Source organism: Microcoleus sp. B4-C2 (genome assembly GCF_036705265.1).
Classification (GTDB): Bacteria; Cyanobacteriota; Cyanobacteriia; order Cyanobacteriales; family Microcoleaceae; genus Microcoleus.
Map to the genome: position 1 here is coordinate 1 of NZ_JAUBUB010000029.1, position 20,427 is coordinate 20,427.

The 20,427-nt window shown below is 44.9% G+C and carries 17 protein-coding genes; 5 read left to right on the forward strand and 12 right to left on the reverse strand.

What is annotated here, in order from left to right:
• Positions 1–52 precede the first annotated feature (52 nt).
• The 3 genes from QUB20_RS11360 to QUB20_RS11370 form a co-directional block, all read right to left on the reverse strand.
• Positions 53–1,477, reverse strand: coding sequence for an ATP-binding protein (locus QUB20_RS11360; protein ID WP_333246149.1), 1,425 nt, complete (start codon positions 1,475–1,477; stop codon positions 53–55).
• Positions 1,478–1,782: 305 nt separating this feature from the next.
• The gene (gene era / locus QUB20_RS11365) at positions 1,783–2,694 is read right to left on the reverse strand and encodes a GTPase Era (RefSeq protein WP_333246205.1); all 912 of its coding nucleotides are present in this window, start codon (positions 2,692–2,694) and stop codon (positions 1,783–1,785) included.
• Between the two features lie 68 nt (positions 2,695–2,762).
• Positions 2,763–2,936 (reverse strand): hypothetical protein, encoded by a 174-nt coding sequence (locus QUB20_RS11370; RefSeq protein WP_333053533.1) that lies wholly within the window; start codon positions 2,934–2,936, stop codon positions 2,763–2,765.
• A gap of 267 nt (positions 2,937–3,203) precedes the next feature.
• Between QUB20_RS11370 and QUB20_RS11375 the strand changes: the two genes are divergently transcribed.
• A complete protein-coding gene (locus QUB20_RS11375; protein WP_333246151.1) occupies positions 3,204–3,635 on the forward strand; it encodes a hypothetical protein in 432 nt (143 codons plus the stop codon).
• Positions 3,636–4,075: 440 nt separating this feature from the next.
• Here QUB20_RS11375 and QUB20_RS11380 read toward each other — a convergent pair whose 3' ends face one another.
• A complete protein-coding gene (locus QUB20_RS11380) occupies positions 4,076–4,348 on the reverse strand; it encodes a hypothetical protein (protein ID WP_333053531.1) in 273 nt (90 codons plus the stop codon).
• 252 nt (positions 4,349–4,600) lie between these two features.
• On the opposite strand from QUB20_RS11380, the gene QUB20_RS11385 reads away from it, so the two are divergent.
• The 4 genes from QUB20_RS11385 (at position 4,601) to QUB20_RS11400 (ending at position 7,186) form a co-directional block, all read left to right on the forward strand.
• Positions 4,601–5,158 (forward strand): NUDIX hydrolase, encoded by a 558-nt coding sequence (locus QUB20_RS11385; RefSeq protein ID WP_333246153.1) that lies wholly within the window; start codon positions 4,601–4,603, stop codon positions 5,156–5,158.
• Positions 5,159–5,232: 74 nt separating this feature from the next.
• On the forward strand, positions 5,233–5,988 hold the full coding sequence (locus QUB20_RS11390) for an ATP-binding cassette domain-containing protein (protein ID WP_333246154.1): 756 nt from the start codon (positions 5,233–5,235) through the stop codon (positions 5,986–5,988).
• A 52-nt stretch (positions 5,989–6,040) separates the two neighbouring features.
• Entirely contained in the window at positions 6,041–6,502 is a 462-nt protein-coding gene (locus tag QUB20_RS11395) for a DUF29 domain-containing protein (RefSeq protein ID WP_333246156.1), read from the forward strand.
• A 33-nt stretch (positions 6,503–6,535) separates the two neighbouring features.
• On the forward strand, positions 6,536–7,186 hold the full coding sequence (locus QUB20_RS11400; protein ID WP_333246158.1) for an ABC transporter permease: 651 nt from the start codon (positions 6,536–6,538) through the stop codon (positions 7,184–7,186).
• A 37-nt stretch (positions 7,187–7,223) separates the two neighbouring features.
• On the opposite strand, the gene QUB20_RS11405 is transcribed toward QUB20_RS11400, so the two are convergent.
• From QUB20_RS11405 to QUB20_RS11440, 8 genes are all read right to left on the reverse strand, one after another.
• Positions 7,224–7,808 carry a DUF1802 family protein gene (locus QUB20_RS11405; protein ID WP_333246160.1) on the reverse strand — a complete coding sequence of 195 codons (585 nt, stop codon included), beginning with the start codon at positions 7,806–7,808 and terminating at the stop codon, positions 7,224–7,226.
• 116 nt (positions 7,809–7,924) lie between these two features.
• Positions 7,925–9,205 carry a glycosyltransferase family 4 protein gene (locus QUB20_RS11410; protein ID WP_333246162.1) on the reverse strand — a complete coding sequence of 427 codons (1,281 nt, stop codon included), beginning with the start codon at positions 9,203–9,205 and terminating at the stop codon, positions 7,925–7,927.
• Between the two features lie 130 nt (positions 9,206–9,335).
• Positions 9,336–10,064, reverse strand: coding sequence for a class I SAM-dependent methyltransferase (locus QUB20_RS11415; RefSeq protein ID WP_333245035.1), 729 nt, complete (start codon positions 10,062–10,064; stop codon positions 9,336–9,338).
• Positions 10,065–10,202: 138 nt separating this feature from the next.
• Entirely contained in the window at positions 10,203–15,560 is a 5,358-nt protein-coding gene (locus QUB20_RS11420; RefSeq protein WP_333246164.1) for a glycosyltransferase, read from the reverse strand.
• A 53-nt stretch (positions 15,561–15,613) separates the two neighbouring features.
• Positions 15,614–17,134 (reverse strand): methyltransferase, encoded by a 1,521-nt coding sequence (locus QUB20_RS11425; protein ID WP_333246166.1) that lies wholly within the window; start codon positions 17,132–17,134, stop codon positions 15,614–15,616.
• Between the two features lie 15 nt (positions 17,135–17,149).
• Positions 17,150–18,562: an ABC transporter ATP-binding protein gene (locus QUB20_RS11430; protein ID WP_333246168.1), complete on the reverse strand. Its 1,413-nt coding sequence runs from the start codon at positions 18,560–18,562 to the stop codon at positions 17,150–17,152.
• A 267-nt stretch (positions 18,563–18,829) separates the two neighbouring features.
• Positions 18,830–19,678, reverse strand: coding sequence for an ABC transporter permease (locus QUB20_RS11435; RefSeq protein WP_445299393.1), 849 nt, complete (start codon positions 19,676–19,678; stop codon positions 18,830–18,832).
• A gap of 181 nt (positions 19,679–19,859) precedes the next feature.
• Positions 19,860–20,399: a hypothetical protein gene (locus QUB20_RS11440; protein ID WP_333246170.1), complete on the reverse strand. Its 540-nt coding sequence runs from the start codon at positions 20,397–20,399 to the stop codon at positions 19,860–19,862.
• Positions 20,400–20,427 lie beyond the last annotated feature (28 nt).

Genomic DNA, 20,427 nt, shown 5'->3' on the forward strand with positions numbered 1-20,427 from the left:
ATTGCTGAAATCAGCATTTTATAGGATTCGTATGTCTATTTTCAGAATCCTATCAATAAGCGTTCAACACTTCTGGTTCCAACCCTTTACTCAACGGATCGACTTTCCGAGTTCGCCAAACCTTCAGTTCAATTCCCAATGTTACGTCACCATAACGCAAACATAAATCCATTCTGTCGCGTCCGATCGCATATTCCCGTTCCAATGTTCCCCCACCATTAATCACCCGATGCAGAAACGCCATTAACACCAAATGCGGGGCTATTTCGGGATAAGATGCACTTTTGAGTAACGGTTCGCCATGCTGTAGCCAAAATGCGAGAAACGCTTGCAGGAGTGCTTCTGGAATCAGTTCGCCGCGATCGTTCAACCAACTCGGACTGATAATCGGTAAACTATCTTGCGGCCCTTGCGCCAAAACTCGCGGCAACACTTCTCGATAAATCGGGTTGGCGATAACTAAACCCCCGGCTGGATCGCGTTTGAGCAAGCCTAAATCGAGCAGATATTGGCGATCGTCATTAGAAGATTCTGGCAATTCTCGTCCGGCTAACATTGGCTCGATAATGGCTTTGACTCGGTTTTCTCGCAGTCGTTCTGCCAAACTATCTAAATGCGTATCTTGTCGTTTTATGAGAATTTCTTTGGCTTCTAAAATATGTTGTGGTGTAATTTCTATAGATTCATCTGTCACTAATTCTTCTACAATTTCCTTAGCTAAAGCATTCACTAACCAAGGTTGTCCCTGAGTCAGTTCAAAAGCTAAGGCTACGGCTTCAGGTGTAAAAACTTGTCCGGTATCTTGGGTATGTTGCGCGTAGAGTTCGGCGACTTCTGAGGCATTAAAATCTCTAAGAGTAATCGATCGCACTTTAATATTAAACGGACTGGATGTATGGAGTCGATCGCTTCCCCCCGCAGCCACTTTGTAATCGCGAACATCCCGCAAACCAATTAAACCCACCGATTGCGGAAACGCTTTCGGGCGATTGGGATAACCATCGCGCAGTTGTCGCAGGATAGAAATCAACGCTTGGTCTTGTAGTGCGTCAATTTCATCGATGAAAACCACCAAAGGACGAGGAGAAGATTGTGCCCAAGCTTGTAAAGCAGCCCGAATTTTCTGTCCCCCCGATTGTATCGCTGTCCAGTCAGGCGGTTGCAGTTCGAGTGGGAGACGGACGGAAATGTTATCTCGCCAAGCCCCCAAAATAGCCTCTTCTGCACCAGCAATGTCTTGACTGAAGGGTGCGCCTACTTCAACTGACAGCATCACGGCGGTGTATTGTCCGCTTTCGGTGAGTTGTTTGGCTAACGCCAGCATAGCAGTGGTTTTCCCCACTTGCCGGGGTGCATGGATGACGAAATAGTTGCGTTGAGCTATTAACCGTTCTAAGCTTGGTAAGCGTACCGTGGGTGACAGTGCGTAATGAATGTCTTCTTGGCATGGGCCAGCAGTATTGAACCAACGTGGCATAGGTCAACTGGGGCGAATGGGGCTGCTCTCAGTTTACTTTACGGTTGTTGGAATGGCGTTTTAGTTGTTAAGCGGGGGTTTGTAACTCTCGGTACCAGATGAAACTCTCTATGAGCGAAATTCGTGCTCGATTCTTGATTCAAAAGACCTCTTGCAAAAATAATTAGGACGGGCAAGATGCCCATCCCACAAGAAAAAATAAATCTTGTGGGATGGGCATCTTGCCCGTCCCATCAATAGATGAAAAGGATTTTTTGCAAGAGGTCTAAAGAACCGAAGAAATCCAACTGCCAACTGCCAAAGTTTTATTCTTCCACCCGATAGCCCAATTCTGCCAAACGAGTGCGCGACTGCCGCCACTTCGGCTGCACTTTGACAAATAACTCCAAATACACTTTGCCTTCAATTAACTTTTGAATCTGTTCGCGGGCCGCACTGCCGATCGACTTGAGCATACTGCCGCTTTTACCGATTAAAATACCTTTTTGGGAATCTCGTTCGACGTGAATTGTCGCCAGAATGCGCGTAATTTTTGCTTCTTCTTGAACTATGTCGATCGCAATTGCTACCGAATGCGGCACTTCTTCCCGCGTCAGCAGCAAAATCTGTTCCCGAATCAATTCGCCCATAATAAAGCGTTCCGGCTGGTCAGTCACCAAATCGGGCGGATAATAATAAGGCCCAACCTCCAAATGTTCGATTAACAATTGTTGCAGCGACTCGACACCCTCGCCCGTGAGAGCGGAAAATTTCACTACAGGCCACTCAGGATTGACAATTTGCTCGTAAGTTCGATCGATCAACACAGAATCCTCCGGTTGTTCGTCCAACTTATTCATCCCAAAAATCACCGGAACTTTGCAATTGCTGAGAATTTCGATAATATATCGATCGCCCCCTCCCGATTCCACCGAACCATCCACCACAAATAGCACGACATCCACCGACTGAATCGCTGTGCGGGCATTCTGCACCAAAACCTTGCCCAATTCGTGATGTGGCTTGTGAATTCCGGGAGTATCTACAAAAATAATTTGTGCTTCCGGTGTCGTTAGGATGCCTCGCAGCCTGTTACGCGTCGTCTGAGACACCGGCGAAGTAATCGCAATTTTCTGTCCCACCAACTGATTCATCAGCGTTGATTTTCCGACATTCGGGCGTCCGACAATACCCACAAAGCCGGATTTGTAACCCGCCGGAGCCGCGGGAACACCCATAATGCCCGATACGTCGATAAATTTACTATCTTCCACTAAAATCACCTATTTTCAAGCCCCTTCTCTGTCTATTGTCGCCTGAAAATACTCAAACGCCCATCGATGCACTGTAGCATCTTTCTCGCCCTGGTATAGCGCGCCACACTCAAACCTCGATCGAGCCACAAACCAGTGTTAAAACAGGATACGCGATCGGCAAAACTTGATATCTGAGACAAAATTTGATAAAGTTCCAATGACATCGCTCAAAAATGAATCATTCTGGTAAAACCGACTCCCCAATACTGTAACAACTTCAGATGTGTACATATCTCACTCAACTGAAACTTTTCTACAGTTGGTCAGGCAAACCAGTTTTAACATTTTTGAAGGTGTTTGGTAATAAATTAGGTAAGTTGAACTCAAACTCAAAAGCTGAATATCATCAGGCGCTTTCTCAATAAAAGCTAGTGTCTTTTGAGCATACCTAAATTAGTGCTAATCGTCATAAAGTTGAGGAGATGAATCGAATGAAATCGAAATTATTTTGGAGTGTCTGCACCGTTTTGGTAGCAAGCTTGCCTGTTCCCGCCTTAGCTCAAACCAGCCCTCCCACCAGCCCTCAAGCAGGTATTGACTACAGGGGTGGATCGAAGAAATACCAGTTAGTACCGGGCAGAATCCAGGACAGAACCTTGCCCAGAGCCTTTGATTTTCCCATTATTACCAATGTTGGTACTGACACTAGCATCACCTCGGATTTCCTAATTACCGATCAGTTTCGCGCCCCAGCGGGTCGTACAGAATACACCGGAGCTCTCACCGCCTGGGCAGCATCAATCAGAGAATGTCTGGCAAAACAACCACTCTTGATTCGAGCCAGCACTAAGAACCCGATTCAGATTAATGGTAGAGTAGGCACGATTGTCAGAAACGCAAATAACCGTGCAGTTTGCAAATAAGCCAGCAATATCACATGGGCTAAATTGACCGTAATTGCTGTAAGGGCGGGTTCACCAATATCTCCCATGCAAGCATCGATACAGTAAACCCGTCACCGCAGCAATATTGGGGTCAATCGAAGCCAGTTGATATAACTTCCGCTATCTAAAGATAAAAACTAGAGAGTGTTTTTGAACAAAAAGAGCAATAGGTTTTCTATTGCTCTTTTTGTTGGCGAAATTTCAATTAATATCTATTAGGACTTATATGATATCGGCTGAAACGACATCATATAAGAGGTTTGTAGTGAGGAATGCAAGTCCTTAAACGGTGATAAGGACTTGCATTCCTCACTGCAAACGACATAATTAGGCAGAAACCAGATTTTTTCCCAAAAATCCCGTGGAACCCTAGGGATATGGATTTGAAAACCTGGTTTATCAAAGTTTGTCTGCGTAATTCACGATTTAGGAGCGCAAAATTCATGTGTACTCAGTAAAATTTCGCCATAATCAGGAATCCAAGCTAGCCACTGTTCTTCCGAAGATTCACACAACAGCCACGCTTCGTCAAAGCTGAATGCGGTTGGCGGGTTGAACAATTTAACCCACATAGAAGGAGTCAATTTTGGTGCAGGTACGGCGCAGCCAAATCTTTCCCAGTCGCGGACATTGGCGAAGCTTCCGGGCGTTGGTTGGGATTGCCAAGTACGAATATCTGTTTGCAGTTTCATCACAACTCCTTTTGGGCTAAGACTCTGAACCAGGTCGGGGTTGCAACAACCCAGAGCGACGGCGCAGATAAACTTTGATTATGTAGTCTATGTTACCGAATTATCTAGGCGAATGTGTAGGGTTGTAGCAAAAATTTACAATCGAGAGGAAAAAACTGGCTCAAAGCTGAAAAGGTCGATCGGCTATTGTTGCGCTCGCTAACAATCGCCTACCATAGCAAACAACATCTGATTTATTCCAAAAATTCCCACATGAACCAAACTGCAAAATCCCAGTGGAAAACTCTAGATCGCTTTGTAGAGATCAAGTCTCATTGGGTAAAACTAATCGCCGAACATCTCGAAACAACCGAAGGAAAAACAGTAGAATATTGGCGAGTAGAAAGAGCGGATTCAGTTGTAATCTTGACCATTCAAGCTGACAAATTGCTGTTTCCCCGACCGATGTATCGCCCCGGCGTGGCAGAATCAACCCTGGATTTTCCCGGCGGTCGCGTACCAGCCGAAGCCACGCCAGCAGCAGCCGTTCCAGCTATAATCAAGAAAGAACTAGGCGTGACCGAAAGTGCGATCGCCCGCCTCGAACCGATTAACAATATCGGCTGGGCGATAAACAGCTCATTCTCCAATCAAAAACTCTACGGTTTTGTTGCAGAATTGCACCCGACAGCAACAGTAAACCCCGAATTTATCGGTGCTGCATATCCTGTCACCCCAGACGGAATTCGCGACTTGCTCAAAAAATTAACTTGCCTCCAATGTCGAGCCTTACTGCTAGAATGGCAAAATCAAGTCGATTTTAGATTTTAGATTTTAGATTAGGAATTGTTTTCCGAGGGTCGCCGATTTTAACTTGCTGAAAACCCAAATCACCAGAACTAATCATGCCTCTCAATAATGAAGTTGCTGTCGAATGCCTCGACGTGACATATCGCCTCAACCGCAGGCATTTAGTAGACAAACTCAATTTCAAAGTGCTGCAAGGAGAAGTTTTAGTATTGCTGGGACGCAGCGGGAGTGGCAAAACTACTACCATGAAATTGCTTAACAATTTACTAACGCCAAGCAGCGGCGAAGTTCTTGTCATGGGAAAACCGACAACTCAGTGGAACCCAATTCAACTGCGCCGAAAAATTGGTTATGTGATTCAAGAAATCGGTTTATTTCCCCATTTTACAGTCGAGCAAAACGTCGGTTTAGTGCCGAAATTAGAAGGTTGGGAGGGCGATCGTATTCAATCTCGCGTCCGCCAACTGTTAGAATTAGTCAACCTCAACCCCCAGCACTTCGCCAAACGCTATCCCCATCAGTTATCCGGCGGACAGCGGCAGCGGGTAGGCGTCGCTAGAGCACTGGCGGCTGACCCTCCGATATTGTTAATGGACGAACCATTTGGTGCTTTAGACCCGATTACTCGTCTGGAATTACAGCGGGAATTCGGTCAATTGCAGCAGCAACTTGGCAAAACTGTGATTTTTGTGACTCACGGCATTCAAGAAGCTTTTTTGTTAGCTTCGAGAATTGGTTTGATGCAAGATGGACGGTTGGTTGAATTGGCAACACCTGATGATTTTATCAAATCTCAGCATCCAGAAGCTGGGGCATTTATTGAATGTTTGCAAGTAGCTAAATTTGAATAATTTAGCTAAAATTTGATAATATAGTTTTAGTAACTAAGCTGATAATCAAACGATGCACAGTCTTTACGAGAGCGACTTCTATGCTTGGACGCAAGAACAAGCCAAGTTACTTCGCAAGTGTCAGTGGAGTCAACTTGACTTGCCAAATTTAATTGAGGAGATTGAATCTTTGGGCAAACAGGAACGTCAAGAACTTAGAAATCGTTTGAGCATTTTGCTGGGACATTTGCTGAAGTGGCAATATCAGCCCCAGCAGCGGAGTCGTAGCTGGCTGTCTACAATTCGAGTGCAGCGGCGGGATACTCAGAGACTGATACAGGAGAACCCAAGTCTGAAACCTTACTTGCAAGAAGCTTTCCAAGAAGCTTATCAAAACGGTAGAGATTTGGCAGTAGGAGAAACCGATTTACCTCTCAAAACATTTCCTCAAAATTGCCTTTACAGCTTAGAGGAAATTCTGGATTCTCGCTTCTATCCTGGTGAACCAAGTCCTGAAATAGAAAATGATTTATAAGGTTGACAGCAATCAACACTAACCAATTCCCCAATGATAATTTTTATCAACCGCTATGGCGCTGAGATAATTCAGCGCGCAACTGAACACTTATATTTAGTAACTGTTGCAATTTTTATCGCTATTCTTGTGGGGATGCCCCTGGGAATTTTAGCCACGAGAAAACCAAAATTGAAAAAGCCAATTTTGGGATTTGCTAATATTATGCAAACAATTCCCAGTTTAGCTTTGTTTGGCTTGCTAATCCCGGTGCCGGTATTGGGTGGAATAGGCGATCGCACGGCAATTATCGCCCTCACTCTGTATTCTTTACTGCCAATTATCCGCAATACTTATACTGGGATTGTCGGCGTCGATCCAGCGATTACGGAAGCGGGAAGAGGCATGGGGATGACGGATATGCAACTGTTATGGCAAGTGGAAATTCCCCTGGCACTAGGCGTGATTCTGGCGGGGGTGCGAGTTGCTGCGGTAATTGCGATCGGACTCGCTACAATCGCCGCTGCAATTGGTGCCGGTGGCTTGGGGGTGTTTATTTTCCGGGGCGTTGCTACCGTCAACAATCAGTTACTTTTGGCTGGGGCAATTCCGGCCGCTTTAATGGCATTAGTTGCGGATTTTGGGCTGGGTTTGGTAGAAGCGCGCCTCTCGAAAAGTACATTAAAAACTATTAATGAGGACTAAAATCCTGACTACCTTCCGTCAGCGTTGTCACTCTCTGCTAACCAGAAGCATTCGCAGGATTTGCTATCAGATTGCGGATTTGATTTGAGCGTTCAATGTACTCGCGATCGCTCAAAACAGCTTGGCTTCCCTCCAGCGAAATAGCATCTGCCAAATCGATCCAAGAACGGCAACCGCCGTATTCAGGAATGTAGGGAATTTCGCGGATTTCTGCAAGGCGATAAGCCCGCAGCAATAAAATATAAATTGGCTGAGTTTGTTTCCATTTCAGGCGATCGCTTACAAATTTTTCATTCCAAATATGGTACGGAAATAGCGCAGTAATTGCCGGTTCCCAAGCTACCAAAAAAACATCAGTAATCTCCGCCCAACTACCAATTCTAATAACTTCAGGATGCCAACCAGATTCAACTGTCTGGACTTGATGTGCAAACTCCGGCTTTAATAAATCCGGCTGTTGGTGTTCAAAAGTTGGATACAGCAAAACCTGTTTGTCAGTGACATTGAACTGTCCTGCTTGCTCGCGAATTCCCCCCTTCCGCAACAGCACAATGGTTTGACCTTGTTCCAAAGCATTAACTGCTACATTCCATTCTTTCAGCGCCCTAGTAGTTGATTTCATGGGAATTTATTTGGGTTTTAACAATAGTAACAAAAATGGTTACTTTCAAGCAAGTACAGCCATTTCTTCCTGTTAAAATTGGCGTAGTCCTGACTATGCAGGACTACCCTTTATTGCTAAATTCTCACTGCAAAAGATGATGCTAATTCCCGTTCGGGTTCCATACCAACTGTAGGCGGCATGGAACGATTTGCTACTTGCTCGATCAGTTGTAAATGTTGCGGCAGCATTTTAGCTAAACTGTAGCGTTCTAGGGCGGTTTGACGGGCTTTGATGCGAATGTCTGCCATGCGGGTAGGATGGTCTAAAACTTCATCAATACGATCGGCTACTTGTTTCGGTGAGAAGTAATCGACTAGCAAACCGTTTTCTCCGTCGCGGATAACTTCTCTGACTGGCCCTGTGTCGGAACCGATTACTAAACATCCGGTTGATAGAGATTCAATCATCGACCAAGATAGCACAAAAGGTCTGGTCAAATAAACGTGTACGTCGGATGCTTGAATTACTTTTAAATACAGTCCGTAAGGTAGGGGGCCGACAAAGTGAACTCGCGACAAATCTAGGGGTACTTTTTTGAGCATATAGTCTTTGTAAGACTCGCCGTTGGGTAAAGAACGACCGTAACAAACTCTTTCTGAACCAACGATTACGACGTGACAGTTGGGGCGGCGTTCTTGCACATAGGCGATCGACTCAATGAATTCGGGAAAGCCCCGGTAAGGTTCCATTCCCCGCGATACGTAGGTGACAATTTCATCCACGCCAGACAAGTCTAAGTTAGGCAAAATTAGTTTAGCACCGGGGTCTGGTTTGAAGTAATCGGTATCTACGCCGTCGTGGAGTGTGGATAATTTTTGTTGTAATTCTGGCGGAAATTGCGATCGCTGCCAATAAGTTGGTGATAAACCCCAATCGCAAGAGTATAAATCGATCAGAATCGGCGCATTTTTGATTCTAATTCTGGCCATATCGTCAACTGTTAAAGGTTCCGCTGGGTCAAAATCTGCGTCGGAACCAATAGCATGATAAAACCACTCGAAATAGCACAGAAGGGGCGTATTTGGAAAAGCTTCTTTGACAAATAATGTCGGCCCCCAACCGGAATGTCCGCAGATAATATCAGGTACGAAACCGTCTGCTTTGAGTTGTTCTGCCATTCTAAATACGGCTTGTCCGTAGATGACGGCACTTTCTAAAGGGCGGACGTATTGGTGAGTCTGCGCGTGGGGTTCTCGGCTGGGGGTAAATGCTGCTTTGCGAACGCCGGGAATGTTCCACTCTGGGCGCTCGTTTTTAGTGCCGAAAACAATTTGATTTTTGGGATCTGCGCCTAATGCCGTGATAATGTGGCGGTATTGGGCGGGGAAGTTGGGATGGAGAAATAATGCTTTCATTGTCAGTTGTCTGTTGACTGTTGACTGTTGACTGTTGACTGTTGATTGTTGTCTGTTGATTGTTGTCTGTTGACTGTTGTCTGTTGACTGTTGGAATAAAATATTTTGAGGCGGCTAAAAAGCTTTGATTTTATTCATTGGGGGTTGGTGCTTTGCAGATCCAGACACAATCTCGCGGTACTGAAGATGTATTTTTCAGGATGATTTCATAGTTTAAATGATGGAGAAATTTTTCCATAATTGTATCAGTCATAACTGAAAATGCTGTGCCATCTCTGTGCCCTAGCAAGTTTTTGTCCCACTCGCTGGCGAATTTTTGCCACCCTAATTCACTAAAAATATTTGTGTGGTGAAACACGCAAATTCGATCGCCCCGCAGCAGTTTGGGAATGCGAGTCAGGTAGTTGAATATATCTACCGGCTCTACGTGTACCATTGTATCGTAACAAAAGCAGACATCGGCTGAACCTGGGGCGATGCCATCTAATGTTAAACCGTCGAGTTTGACGTAAGAAACACGATCGTCTCCCAAGCGCGATCGGGCTGCTTGCAGCATTTGACTGGAAATGTCGGCACAAATTAGTCGATCGCAATATTTCAGCAGCAGCGAACCGGTTTTTCCGCCTCCGATACCAATTTCTAAAACCGTATGTTCTTTTTTGATGTACGGTGCAATAAATTGCTGTTCTATTAGCGCTTCGTATTCGGCTAAGGAGTTGGCGGCACCGGCAGCTTTACCTATCCATTCGTCGCCAATATGGGCAAGTTCGGCATTAGTTTTTTGCCACTGTTGGGCGTAACTGTCCCAGGCCCTTTCATAATCTACTCTTGGGCGATCGGTCATTTTATCATCGTTCATTTTTGATTATTTTATAGTATTGATGGCTCAATTTTCAATATGTTCCGCAATTCTTGGCAAATTATATTAAATCCTGCCAAAAGTCTACGAGGTGAGTTACTGCCCTTCACTGGGGGGGACGCTGGCACTGTAAAATGACTAATGACGGCTGAAATATGCTTCGCAGAAAATCTCTGCATAAGCTTGAGTCATTTCCTCAAAAGTATTAAGTGAATCCAAGACATATTTAGCGTTTTCAGCTAACTGCTGCCGCAAAGATTTATCCTCCAATAAACTAATCAAAGCTGCAACTAATTCGTCCGGGCGATCGGGCGTATAAAACAAACCATTAATTCCCGGCCGCACTTGTTCTTTAATCCCAAAAACCGGCGATGTAACAATTGGCAAATCGCAGGCCATCGCCTCCAAAATCACTCTTGGGAAACTTTCGACGCGAGAAGTGCACACAAAAATATCAGCCGCTTTGTAATATTTTCCCGTTTCCCCAGTTTCCGGGACTACTGTCACCCTTTCCCGCAACTCTGCTGGCAATTCCCCCACCAAATCGGCTAATTTATTGCTGTAAATACTGGGGCGATCGCCCACAATAAAACACCTAATTTTATTGTGCCATTTCTCAGGCAAAAGTGAAAGTGCTTTAACTAAATCCTGCTGGCCTTTGCGTTCGCATACCGTTCCCAGCAGCAAAATTACCACATCTTCCGCTGCAACACCTAAAGTTTTTCTAGCCAATTCAGAATTCTCCGAATTTTCCAATTTGCTCAAATCTAAGCCGTTGTGAATCACTGTAAAATTGTGGTGGCTGTTGAGAGGCAAATACCTGTCCCGCGTGGCATCCGCCACAAAAATCACCTTGTAAGGAAACCTAAAACACTCTAAAGCTCTCGCCGCAATCTCCGAACCAAACCTGTTAAAATAAGTTTGCCAAGGTTCGCTTTCGTGCACGTTCCACACCACAGGAATTCCGACTTGCCTCGCCGCATCAACTACAAAAAAGTTTTCTAAAGTATTGGCATAAATTGCATCTACTTTTAAACTGGCAATTTCTGTGCTAAAACTGCGGATGGCTTCATCATAAGCATCGCGCTGATAGATGTGTTCGAGAGGATTGTCGCGCACAATTACTTCAATTCCCTGCTGTTCGTAAGCTTGACGCAGGGGCCCGTCTGTTACGCAAAGTACGATCGGCTTAACCACACCCTCAGCCGCCAATTTCACCGCGATTTCGTACTGATGCAGCGGCGCCCCAGTAAAATCCAGCGAATTGCTGCACATCAAAACTCTGATAGGATGAATCAAATTCTCTGCTTCTGCTACCAACAAACCAGAATCATTAAATTTTACTTCTTCCTTATCTGTTACATCCGTTACATCCGTTACATCCGTTACAAAATCCGTTGCCGAACCTTCTTCCTTCATAAAAACCCGTCGAGGTTGAATATGAAAATACTCATCTTCTAAAGACAAATGAGGACTGTAAAAACTGTCATTTTTGCCCGCATACTTACGCCTAAAAGCCGCTACTTCTTGAGGATTGTCGGTAAAACCCCTAGAAGTTCCCTCTTTGTGCAATAACTCCGCATCGGGACAATATACGCACCGATAACCCCGTTCTAACAATCGGTATCCGTAATCTACATCATTGTAAGCAACAGCAAAATTCTCCTCATCAAAACCGCCCAATTCTAAGAACAATTGACGTGGAGTAATCGTGCAAGCGGCTGTTACCGCAGAGTAATTTCGCGTTACCATCGCTTGAGAAAGATAGCCTCGATTATTCTTGTCCATCAGCTTAAAAGCATGACCCGCCAAACCGTGATGCAGCCCGTGAATTACGCCCGCGTGCTGAATTCTGCCGTCGGGATATAACAGCCGCGCGCCGACTGCACCCACAGCGGGAATTTGAGCGTATCCCACCATTTGACTCAGCCAGCGGGGGTTAATTACTTCAGTATCGTTGTTCAAAAACAAAACATATTCGCTATCAACTTGTTCGGCAGCCCGGTTGTTAATTGCTGCAAAACTAAACTTTCCTCCAGGATTTTTTATATGCAAAACTTGGCAATTTAATTCCTTTAAGTATTCCAGAGTTTTCGGATCGTCGCTTTCGTTGTCGATAACGGCAACTTGATAATTTTTGTATGTTGTAGTTTCCAGAGAATCCAGACAGGCTTTCAGCAATTTTAGCTGATTTTTAGTAGGAATAATTACCGTTACTGATGGGCCGTTATCCGGGAAATCCTGGGCAAATATGCCCAAATTTTCTTTAATCGCCCATGCGTGCTGAGCGACATTGCCGTTAATTTGGCGGCGGTTTAGTGCGTCTTGAATAGCTTTTTGACCTGCGGAAAAACTGGCTGGTTTCGCGGCCCCAGATATGGCTGTAGAACCGGGTGCAGTTCGCCAGTGATACAGCACTAGCGGCAGGTGGGCGACGTGGCGAGAAATTTCGGTGGCTCTCAAGGCAAAATCGTAATCTTGCGAGCCTTCAAAACCTATCCGTAAACCGCCTATTTCTTCAAAAATGTGTCTTCTGACAGCGCACAAATGACCGAGATACATATAGGAAAGCAGCAGTTCCGGCGACCATTCCGGTTTGAATTGCGGGGCGAATCGGCGACCTTTGGTGTCGATTTTGTCGTCGTCTGAGTATAGGAAATCGGTGGCTGGATGCGCGGCAAAATATAAGGCGACTTCGCCTAATGCGTCGGGAGTGAGTTCGTCGTCGTTGTCTAAAAACAGGATGATGTCGCCTGTTGCGAGGGCGGCGGCGCTGTTAGTTGCTGCGCTGATGTTGCCGTTTTCGGTACGAAATGTGATGCGGATACGATCGTTCTTTTGAACCCAGTTTTTCAAAGTGTCAGCAACAGTGAAATCGGTGCTGCAATCATCGGCAATGCAGAGTTCCCAGTTTGGATAAACTTGATTGATTACGCTGTCGATCGCACTTTCGAGAAAATCTATCTGCGGGTTGTAAACTGGCATTACTACCGAAATTTTTGGCAGGGGCTCCCGGCAGGATTTTAACCGAGAAATCAAATAATCGCGGGCGCGATCGTTCCACTGATTCACCTCCAGCCATGCGTCATATCTATCAATAGGTTGAGGCACCACAAAACCCGCAGGTGGCAATAAATCTCCCGGCGCAGTAAACTGTTTTTGCTGCCGATAAATCTTCCCCAACTGGCGGAGCACTTTCACCATTTCCCAGGGCAAGGGCACAATTCTCCCAAGACGCTGTTTTCTCTCCCTCGCCCGCTGCTGAATGGCGGCTGTCAACCTTGATAACTCCTCAAACTTATCTGCACTTCGCTGCCAGATATGGTAGCGCCGCACTGTCAATTTTTTCGGCGCTTGAAAAGACAAAATTTCCCCGGTTTCTAACTCAGCTTGCAGAGAAACGTGCCATTCCCCTGGCGGCAAATCGACAAGGGCCTCAAAACCGCTTTCCGAACTGTTAACCCAGTCGGGAAACACTTCGCCGACATCTTTTCGCCGTAAACCGTAGGCGCATTCTACAGAAGTATCGCCGCACAACAAGCTTAATTTAGCAATTTTGCGATCGTGGTGGCAGCACCAACCTGCAAACAAAATTTGACCCTGACGCTGTTCCCACACCACCGGTACATCTAACGATGCTTGAATCGTTGAAACTAACAACGGATAAGCTGCCAACAAATGCCATTTACCTCGCTCATCTTGCGCTTCCAGTAACACTTCGTGTCGTCCCGCAGGCGCTTCCAATTCAATTGTAAAACCTGATTTATTTGCAGCCGGAATATTAGAGTGTGCTAGCGCTATATCACTTCTATCTAGGCCGTAAATGCCCGCAAAACTCTGGTCTTTAATTCTGGCGCGGACTGCTGTAGTCTCTCTTTTTTGGTTAAAAACCCAGCCCACAATTAGCAGCTTGGAATCACAAACTTGCCAAGTAGTTGGTCGATCTAAGGAAAAAATAAATTTAGGGAACAAGTCGCGGATTTGGCGCTGAACTTCCCACAACTTTTCTCTCAGTTGCCACCCTATTGAAGACTTGATGATAGCAAGTTCTGCCAGAAACTTTTCATTTTCCAGGCGGGAGTGTTCTAATTTTTCCTGAGTATCCTTTAATCTTTCCTGATTTTGACTTTGTGCTGTTTCTAACTGAATTAACTCAGCTAACTTTTGCTGCAATATAAATTCAGTTTCTTCAAATTGTACCTGAGTTTGCCCTAAGTCTGCTTCTAATTCTAATACTTTTGCTAAAGCTGTTTGAAATTGCGATTCTTTGCCGGCAAGCTGTACCTGAGTTTGTCCTAATTCTGTTTCTAATCCGAGGAGTTTTGCTAAAGCTTCTTGAAATTGCGATTCTTTGCCGGCAAGCTGTACCTGAGTTTCCCCTAAGTCTGCTTCTAATTTTAAGACTTTTGTTAAAGCTTCTTGAAATTGCGATTCTTTGCCGGCAAGCTGTACTTGAGTTTGTCCTAATTCTGTTTCTAATCCGAGGAGTTTTGCTAAAGCTTCTTGAAAATTTGATTCTTTGCCTGCAAGCTGTACTTGAGTTGCTCCTAATTCAGTCTCTAAGCCCAACACTTTCGCCTGGGCCTGGTGAAATTGTTCTTGCCACTGTTTGAGTTCGGAATAGCTGGTTTTTTGCTGTTTTTCCAGCAAGCGGATTTTTAGCCAATCTTCAAATGGCCAGACTGGAGAGGCTGGGAAATGAATAACTCGATCGATCGCACCTTTGGATTCGCTGCTGAGATTGCCCGCTTGGGTTTCCAAAAGTTGATATAGTTCTAATGCTTCGGGAAAATATTTTTCTATTAAACTCGGTCTGTGACTTTTGACAATATCGTTGACTAATAAAGATTCTTCAAAATTGTCGGCCGGTATCGCACCTAAGTTAACATTAAATTTTTCGTTGACTCGATCGAGGAAAAGTTCAGGAGTGTTGCCGATCGGGTAAACGTTTGCTAGCAGACAGCGATCGGGAAAACGTTCGTAAAGTTCTAAAACTTTTTGATTGTAGTGAATCCACATTTTTACTGCCATTTCGGGATTTTGCAGCAAGCTGACATCGGTTCCCCGGCGGTAAAGGGAATCGACTACTTCCCAGGGCGATCGATAAACACAGATAAAATTAGCTTCGGGGAGCAAATTCAGCCAAAAATCCCAAAAAAGGGCTGTTCGCGGGTCTTTCCAACCCCAATGTTTGTGAGGAAGTTGATTTTGCTCGATCGCCCTTTTAGCGATTTCCACGTATTCTGCTGCTACCGGAATCGTTTTTTCAAACGTACAGCCTAGTTCATCAATACCGTGCGATCGCAAAACACTTTTGTGGAACTCCACAAAATCAACATTCTCGAAATGACCTTTCACATTTCCGTCGGCCGGGCCCACTAACTTTTTGCCAATATCAACCCCAACTTTCTGAAACAAAGAAGCTGTTAAAGACGTACCGGAACGGTGCATTCCGGTAACAATAAAAACCGACGGTTTGCTGTCATTTGTACTCACAATTTATCTCCCTTCTCCCTCGCCCTAATTCCCACACCAACCAAATTTACTCACTAATCTCCCGCTAAGCCCAGCTTTCGCCTGACTTGAAACCACGCGCTTCTGAGCTTCCAGAACTTGCTGCTTTCCATTGCCAAAACCCTACACTTCGCTTGCTCTAGTTCTTGCTTCAGATTAATTAGCTGATTTTCGGTTTTTTCCAACTGCGTTTGCACAGATACTAACTGATGTTGAGTTTGCTCCAATTGCATTTGAGCTGCAACTAATTGACTTTGAGTTTCTTGCAAATTTGTTTGAGATTCTTCCAACTTTGTTTCAGTAATCATTAACTTACTTTGATTTTGATCCCATTCAATCCTAGCCGACTCTAACTGAGTCTCAAGTAATTTGAGTTTTGTCTGAGTAGAACCCAATAAAGACTGCGATTGTCTTTGGTTAATCAGCGATTTTACAGTGCAAGTTTCCAGAATCCATTCCCAACCATAGTTGTTGATTGCTTTGACTATTAACACATCCTGCAACCCTACAGTGTTTTTGGGTAAATAACAGCTCCAACCCGACTGCAGAGCCCCATCAGTTTCAAAATATCCAGCCACATCCGGGCGATCGTAAAAAGGCTCGCACCTCTGTACAACCTCCCCGTTTACCAGCACTTGCAGATCCTCAACTCGACCGTTGAGATTCACATCAGCTACCCATCCTTCCAGATACAAATTCTCCTTATTCGTAAAAGCAGCAACATCAATATATCCTTCTGGGTGGTGATTGAAATTCAACTCCGAAAAATCTCTAACTAGCTCATTTGTGACAACATACAAATCCTGAAATCTGCATATACCTTTTTTGATGCGGTGAACAAAAGCTTTGCCACCGCTAACTCTCTCGACACATTCTCTCACAAACTTTTCAGTTACATAAGTTGTGCCATATTCCTCCTTATCTAAAGACTGGCTTTCGCTTTGAGCACTAAACAAAATACCATTAGCCGGCATTTCTATATTTGCTAGGCGCAAACACTCATCGTGAACGCTGAACATCAAAATGCCGTTAGGAGTCAACAAATCGTACAAATTTTGCAACCAACTTGTAAAAGTTCTTTCCGGCATATGGCTGAAAAAAGAATTAGCCAGAATGCTGTCAAACTTGCGGTCAATTAAATAATTTTCGGGTTTTCCAGTTGAGACAATACCGTTGACGCCCAAGTATTCAGTTTGAAACTTAACCGCGTTAGCATAAATATCAGAAACCCAAATTCGTTCCGGCGGTATTTCCTGAATCAAAAACCTGGTAAATCGACCGTAACCGCAGGCAAAATCTAGAAAAGAAGGTACATTTTCAAAACTGCCAAAATGCCATTCCACAACTTGTTTAACCGTATCCAAGATGCGACGCCCGATCGAATAATAGCGCACCAAAGCCCGATCGCGATCGTCTTTGACGTTGTTCAAGCTGAACAAATACATTTCATCGTCTTCGCAGATATTCAGTTTAAAATTTTCGGGAAACTTAGTTTGATCTTGAATAAATGCTTTGATTACGGGATTTTCGACTAAATCTAAATTGATATCGCTCATTTTTTTTACAGAATTTTAGATAACCTCTGTTGACTGCTCTTTAACTAGAGAATCAGCATTAACAACAGTTAAACACGGTTCGATCAGCAAGTCAACGATGCCGTTACCGCAGGACTCAGTACAAGACTGAACTCTAAACATCGCCACATCAACACAGCGATCCAGATAAGTTAAATCTCCATCTACCGTTCCGACAACCCCAGCATTCAGAAAATAAACACCGGGATTCAGCAAACATTTAAAATGAAACTTCACTACAATTGTCGTTCCCGCTTCCACATACCTAACTGACTGAGTAGAAGCCTTCAAAGAAGCACCCGCCAACTCAAAACCACTAATTGTTTTAATCAACATTCCAAACCTAACTTTGGAAGTTGACCGGGAAAAAGTGACAGAGTAAGTATAAATATAATCTTGACGACCGAGCAAGTGATTTACCACATTTCCCTTCAGCGTCTCGATGTGGGGGTTGATAATTTCCGCTCCACGAGACGGATACCTTACCGTATTCGACGGTATCATCCCCGGATCGTAAAATTCATCGTAATATTCCTGCGGTTTTGAGAGATGTTGCTCCGGTTTAACTTCCCTCTTTGTGCTTTCTAAATTAGCATCCTGAAGCTGGTTTTGACTTTCCTGTTTTGTCAGTTGGTTCAGAGCTCGAATATCTGACTTCAACCCCAGAACCTGATCCGGATCGGCATAAATCAGCTTTTGATACTTAGAAATTACCACCTTCGGCGTGTGAGCGAGCAGCAATTCACCGCTATCCATTAAAATCGCCGACGTACAAAGTTGCACCACAGAAGTAGCAGCGTGAGAAACAAATAAAATTGTTCCGCCACCTTCCTGAATGCTTTGCAAGCGGGCAAAACACTTGCGTTGAAAAGCTTCGTCCCCCACCGAAAGCGCCTCGTCAACCACTAAAATATCCGGCTCGACGCTAGTCGCAACGGCAAAAGCTAGCCTGACAAACATACCGCTAGAATAAGTCTTGACTGGCTGTTCGATGAAATCGCCAATATCAGCAAAAGCAGCTATATCGTCAAACTTTTCTTCAGTTTCTTTTTGATTGAATCCCAGTAACTGAGCGTTAAAAAACACATTTTGTCGCCCGGTAAATTCCGGGTTAAACCCGCTTCCGAGTTCCAACAAAGCGGAGACTCGGCCTTTAACATCGACGCTTCCTGCGGTAGGAGTCAGCGTCCCCACAATTATTTGCAGGAGAGTGCTTTTCCCCGAACCGTTGCGACCGACGATTCCCAGAGTTTGTCCTTGAGGAATTTCCAGATTGATGTCGTGTAGGGCCCAAAATTCGTCAGCAAGTTTTTTGGTGGGGTAAATAATTTCCTTTAAGCGGTCTCCTGGACGATCGTACCGCTTAAAGCATTTGGAAACATTTTTTAGTGAAATTACATTTTCTGTCATCCGATTTTAGATTTTAGATTTTAGATTTTAGATTTTAGATTTTAGATTTTAGATTGACTTTACAGCATATTCGGTGGTTCATAAAGTACATTAGCAGCTCTATTGTGTGGTGTTAATCTGTAGGGTGCGTCGCTGCGAGATATTGGATAAAACTTGCAGATTGACGGGTGGCGACGCACCTTACACGGGCTAGAAAATTGTGTGTACTACATATAAATAGAATATGCTCTATATCTCAAACAAATTTACAGCATATCTCAAACAAATTTACAGCACGTCAGCAAAAGCGGGACGCAAACGCCGGTAAACCGCCCAACCCCCACAAAATATAGCAGCAGAAATTAGCGTGGCGACACCCCATTCGCCCCAATGCTTAACTTCTCCAAGCAGTATGAGGTCTCGATAAACCTCCGAGATGGCGGCCATTGGATTTAGCCAAAATACCCACCCTCGCCACTCTTGGGGGATGATTGATGCTGGGTAGACGATCGGCGTCAAATAAAACCAAAAATTTAGAATAACACCTAATGTCTGAGGAATGTCTCGCAAAAATACAGTCAAGCCGGCTGTCAAATATCCCAAACCAGCAGTTATCAGCAACTGAGGTATCCACACCAACGGCAGTAAGCATAAAGTAGCGTTGAGCTTTTGCGACGACACTGCAACTATCACAATCAAAGCTGCTAAACCCAGAGAACTTTCAATAAAAGCTGTAAAAATCGGCACTAGGGGCAGCAAACCGAGAGGAAATACCACTTTTTTGACTAAATTAGGCTGCCCCACCACGGATACTCCCGACTTGATCAAACCGCTGGTGAAGGCCGTCCAAGGCAGCAAACCTGCAAACAACCAGACTCCAAATGTAATGTCGCTGTTTTCTGGGAAGCCTGCAAGGCTGAGCTTTACCTTGAGGACGATCGAGAATACATAAGTGTAAATCACCAATTGCGATAGCTGATTCAGCAGCGGCCAAAAATTGCCCAGAATCGAGCCTTTGTATTGAGCTTCCAAGTCCCGGCGCACCAATGTTGCCAGCAGATTCAGCTTCGCCCACCGCTGCCTACTTGCGGGCGGCCTGCCGCCCACCCTTCGGGCTTTTTGGGCAACTTCTTTCACAGTTCTCTGCAATTTTTTCGCCCTCGTTCACTACCTTCACACCTAAATCAACTCAAGCTACAACTGTGCAGCTTTTGCTAAACCGCAATTATTCCACAGCCCCGTCGTTTTGATCAAGGATCTGCCACCCTGGCTTGGGCTTCTTGTTTCTTTCTTCTTTCCCCTTCCTTGGGAGGTTATTTTAGCCGATCGCACCCCGCACTGCCGAACCGATCGCCCGTTTTTGCTCGTCATCGTAGCCCCACCGCCGGAAAAATTTTTCATACTCGCCGTTGGCACTGTGCAAACTTTCTAGCATTTGCGACGCTATAGTTTGACACGCTGCCATTTGCAGCATTTGAATTAAATTGCGCGATCGCTCCTGCACTCTAGCAGAATCAGCCGCCATTTCCTCCTTTTGCTGGCGCGAATGATGTACAACCATTGCCGCCGACATCGCCAAATTTTTCACCAGCAGTTCTGCTACGATCTCAGGAGCCGATCGCAGCGCCTCGACTACTCCGGGTGACGGGTGATCTGCCTCCGGTCGATCGTCCGTTAGATAGGTGACAAAAAACCCCCTAGCACCGTTCTGTGTTTTCACCAGAGATGTAACAGCTTGCTGGATGTCGGCTTGTAAAAGTCGATCGGCCTCCATGAACGACAGTAAAGATTGAGTCAGCTCGATCGCCCCCTCAAAAGTTATGCTTTCCGATGCTAATAAAGAAGATGGAATACTCATAACGAACTCAATAATTTTAAAGATTCTG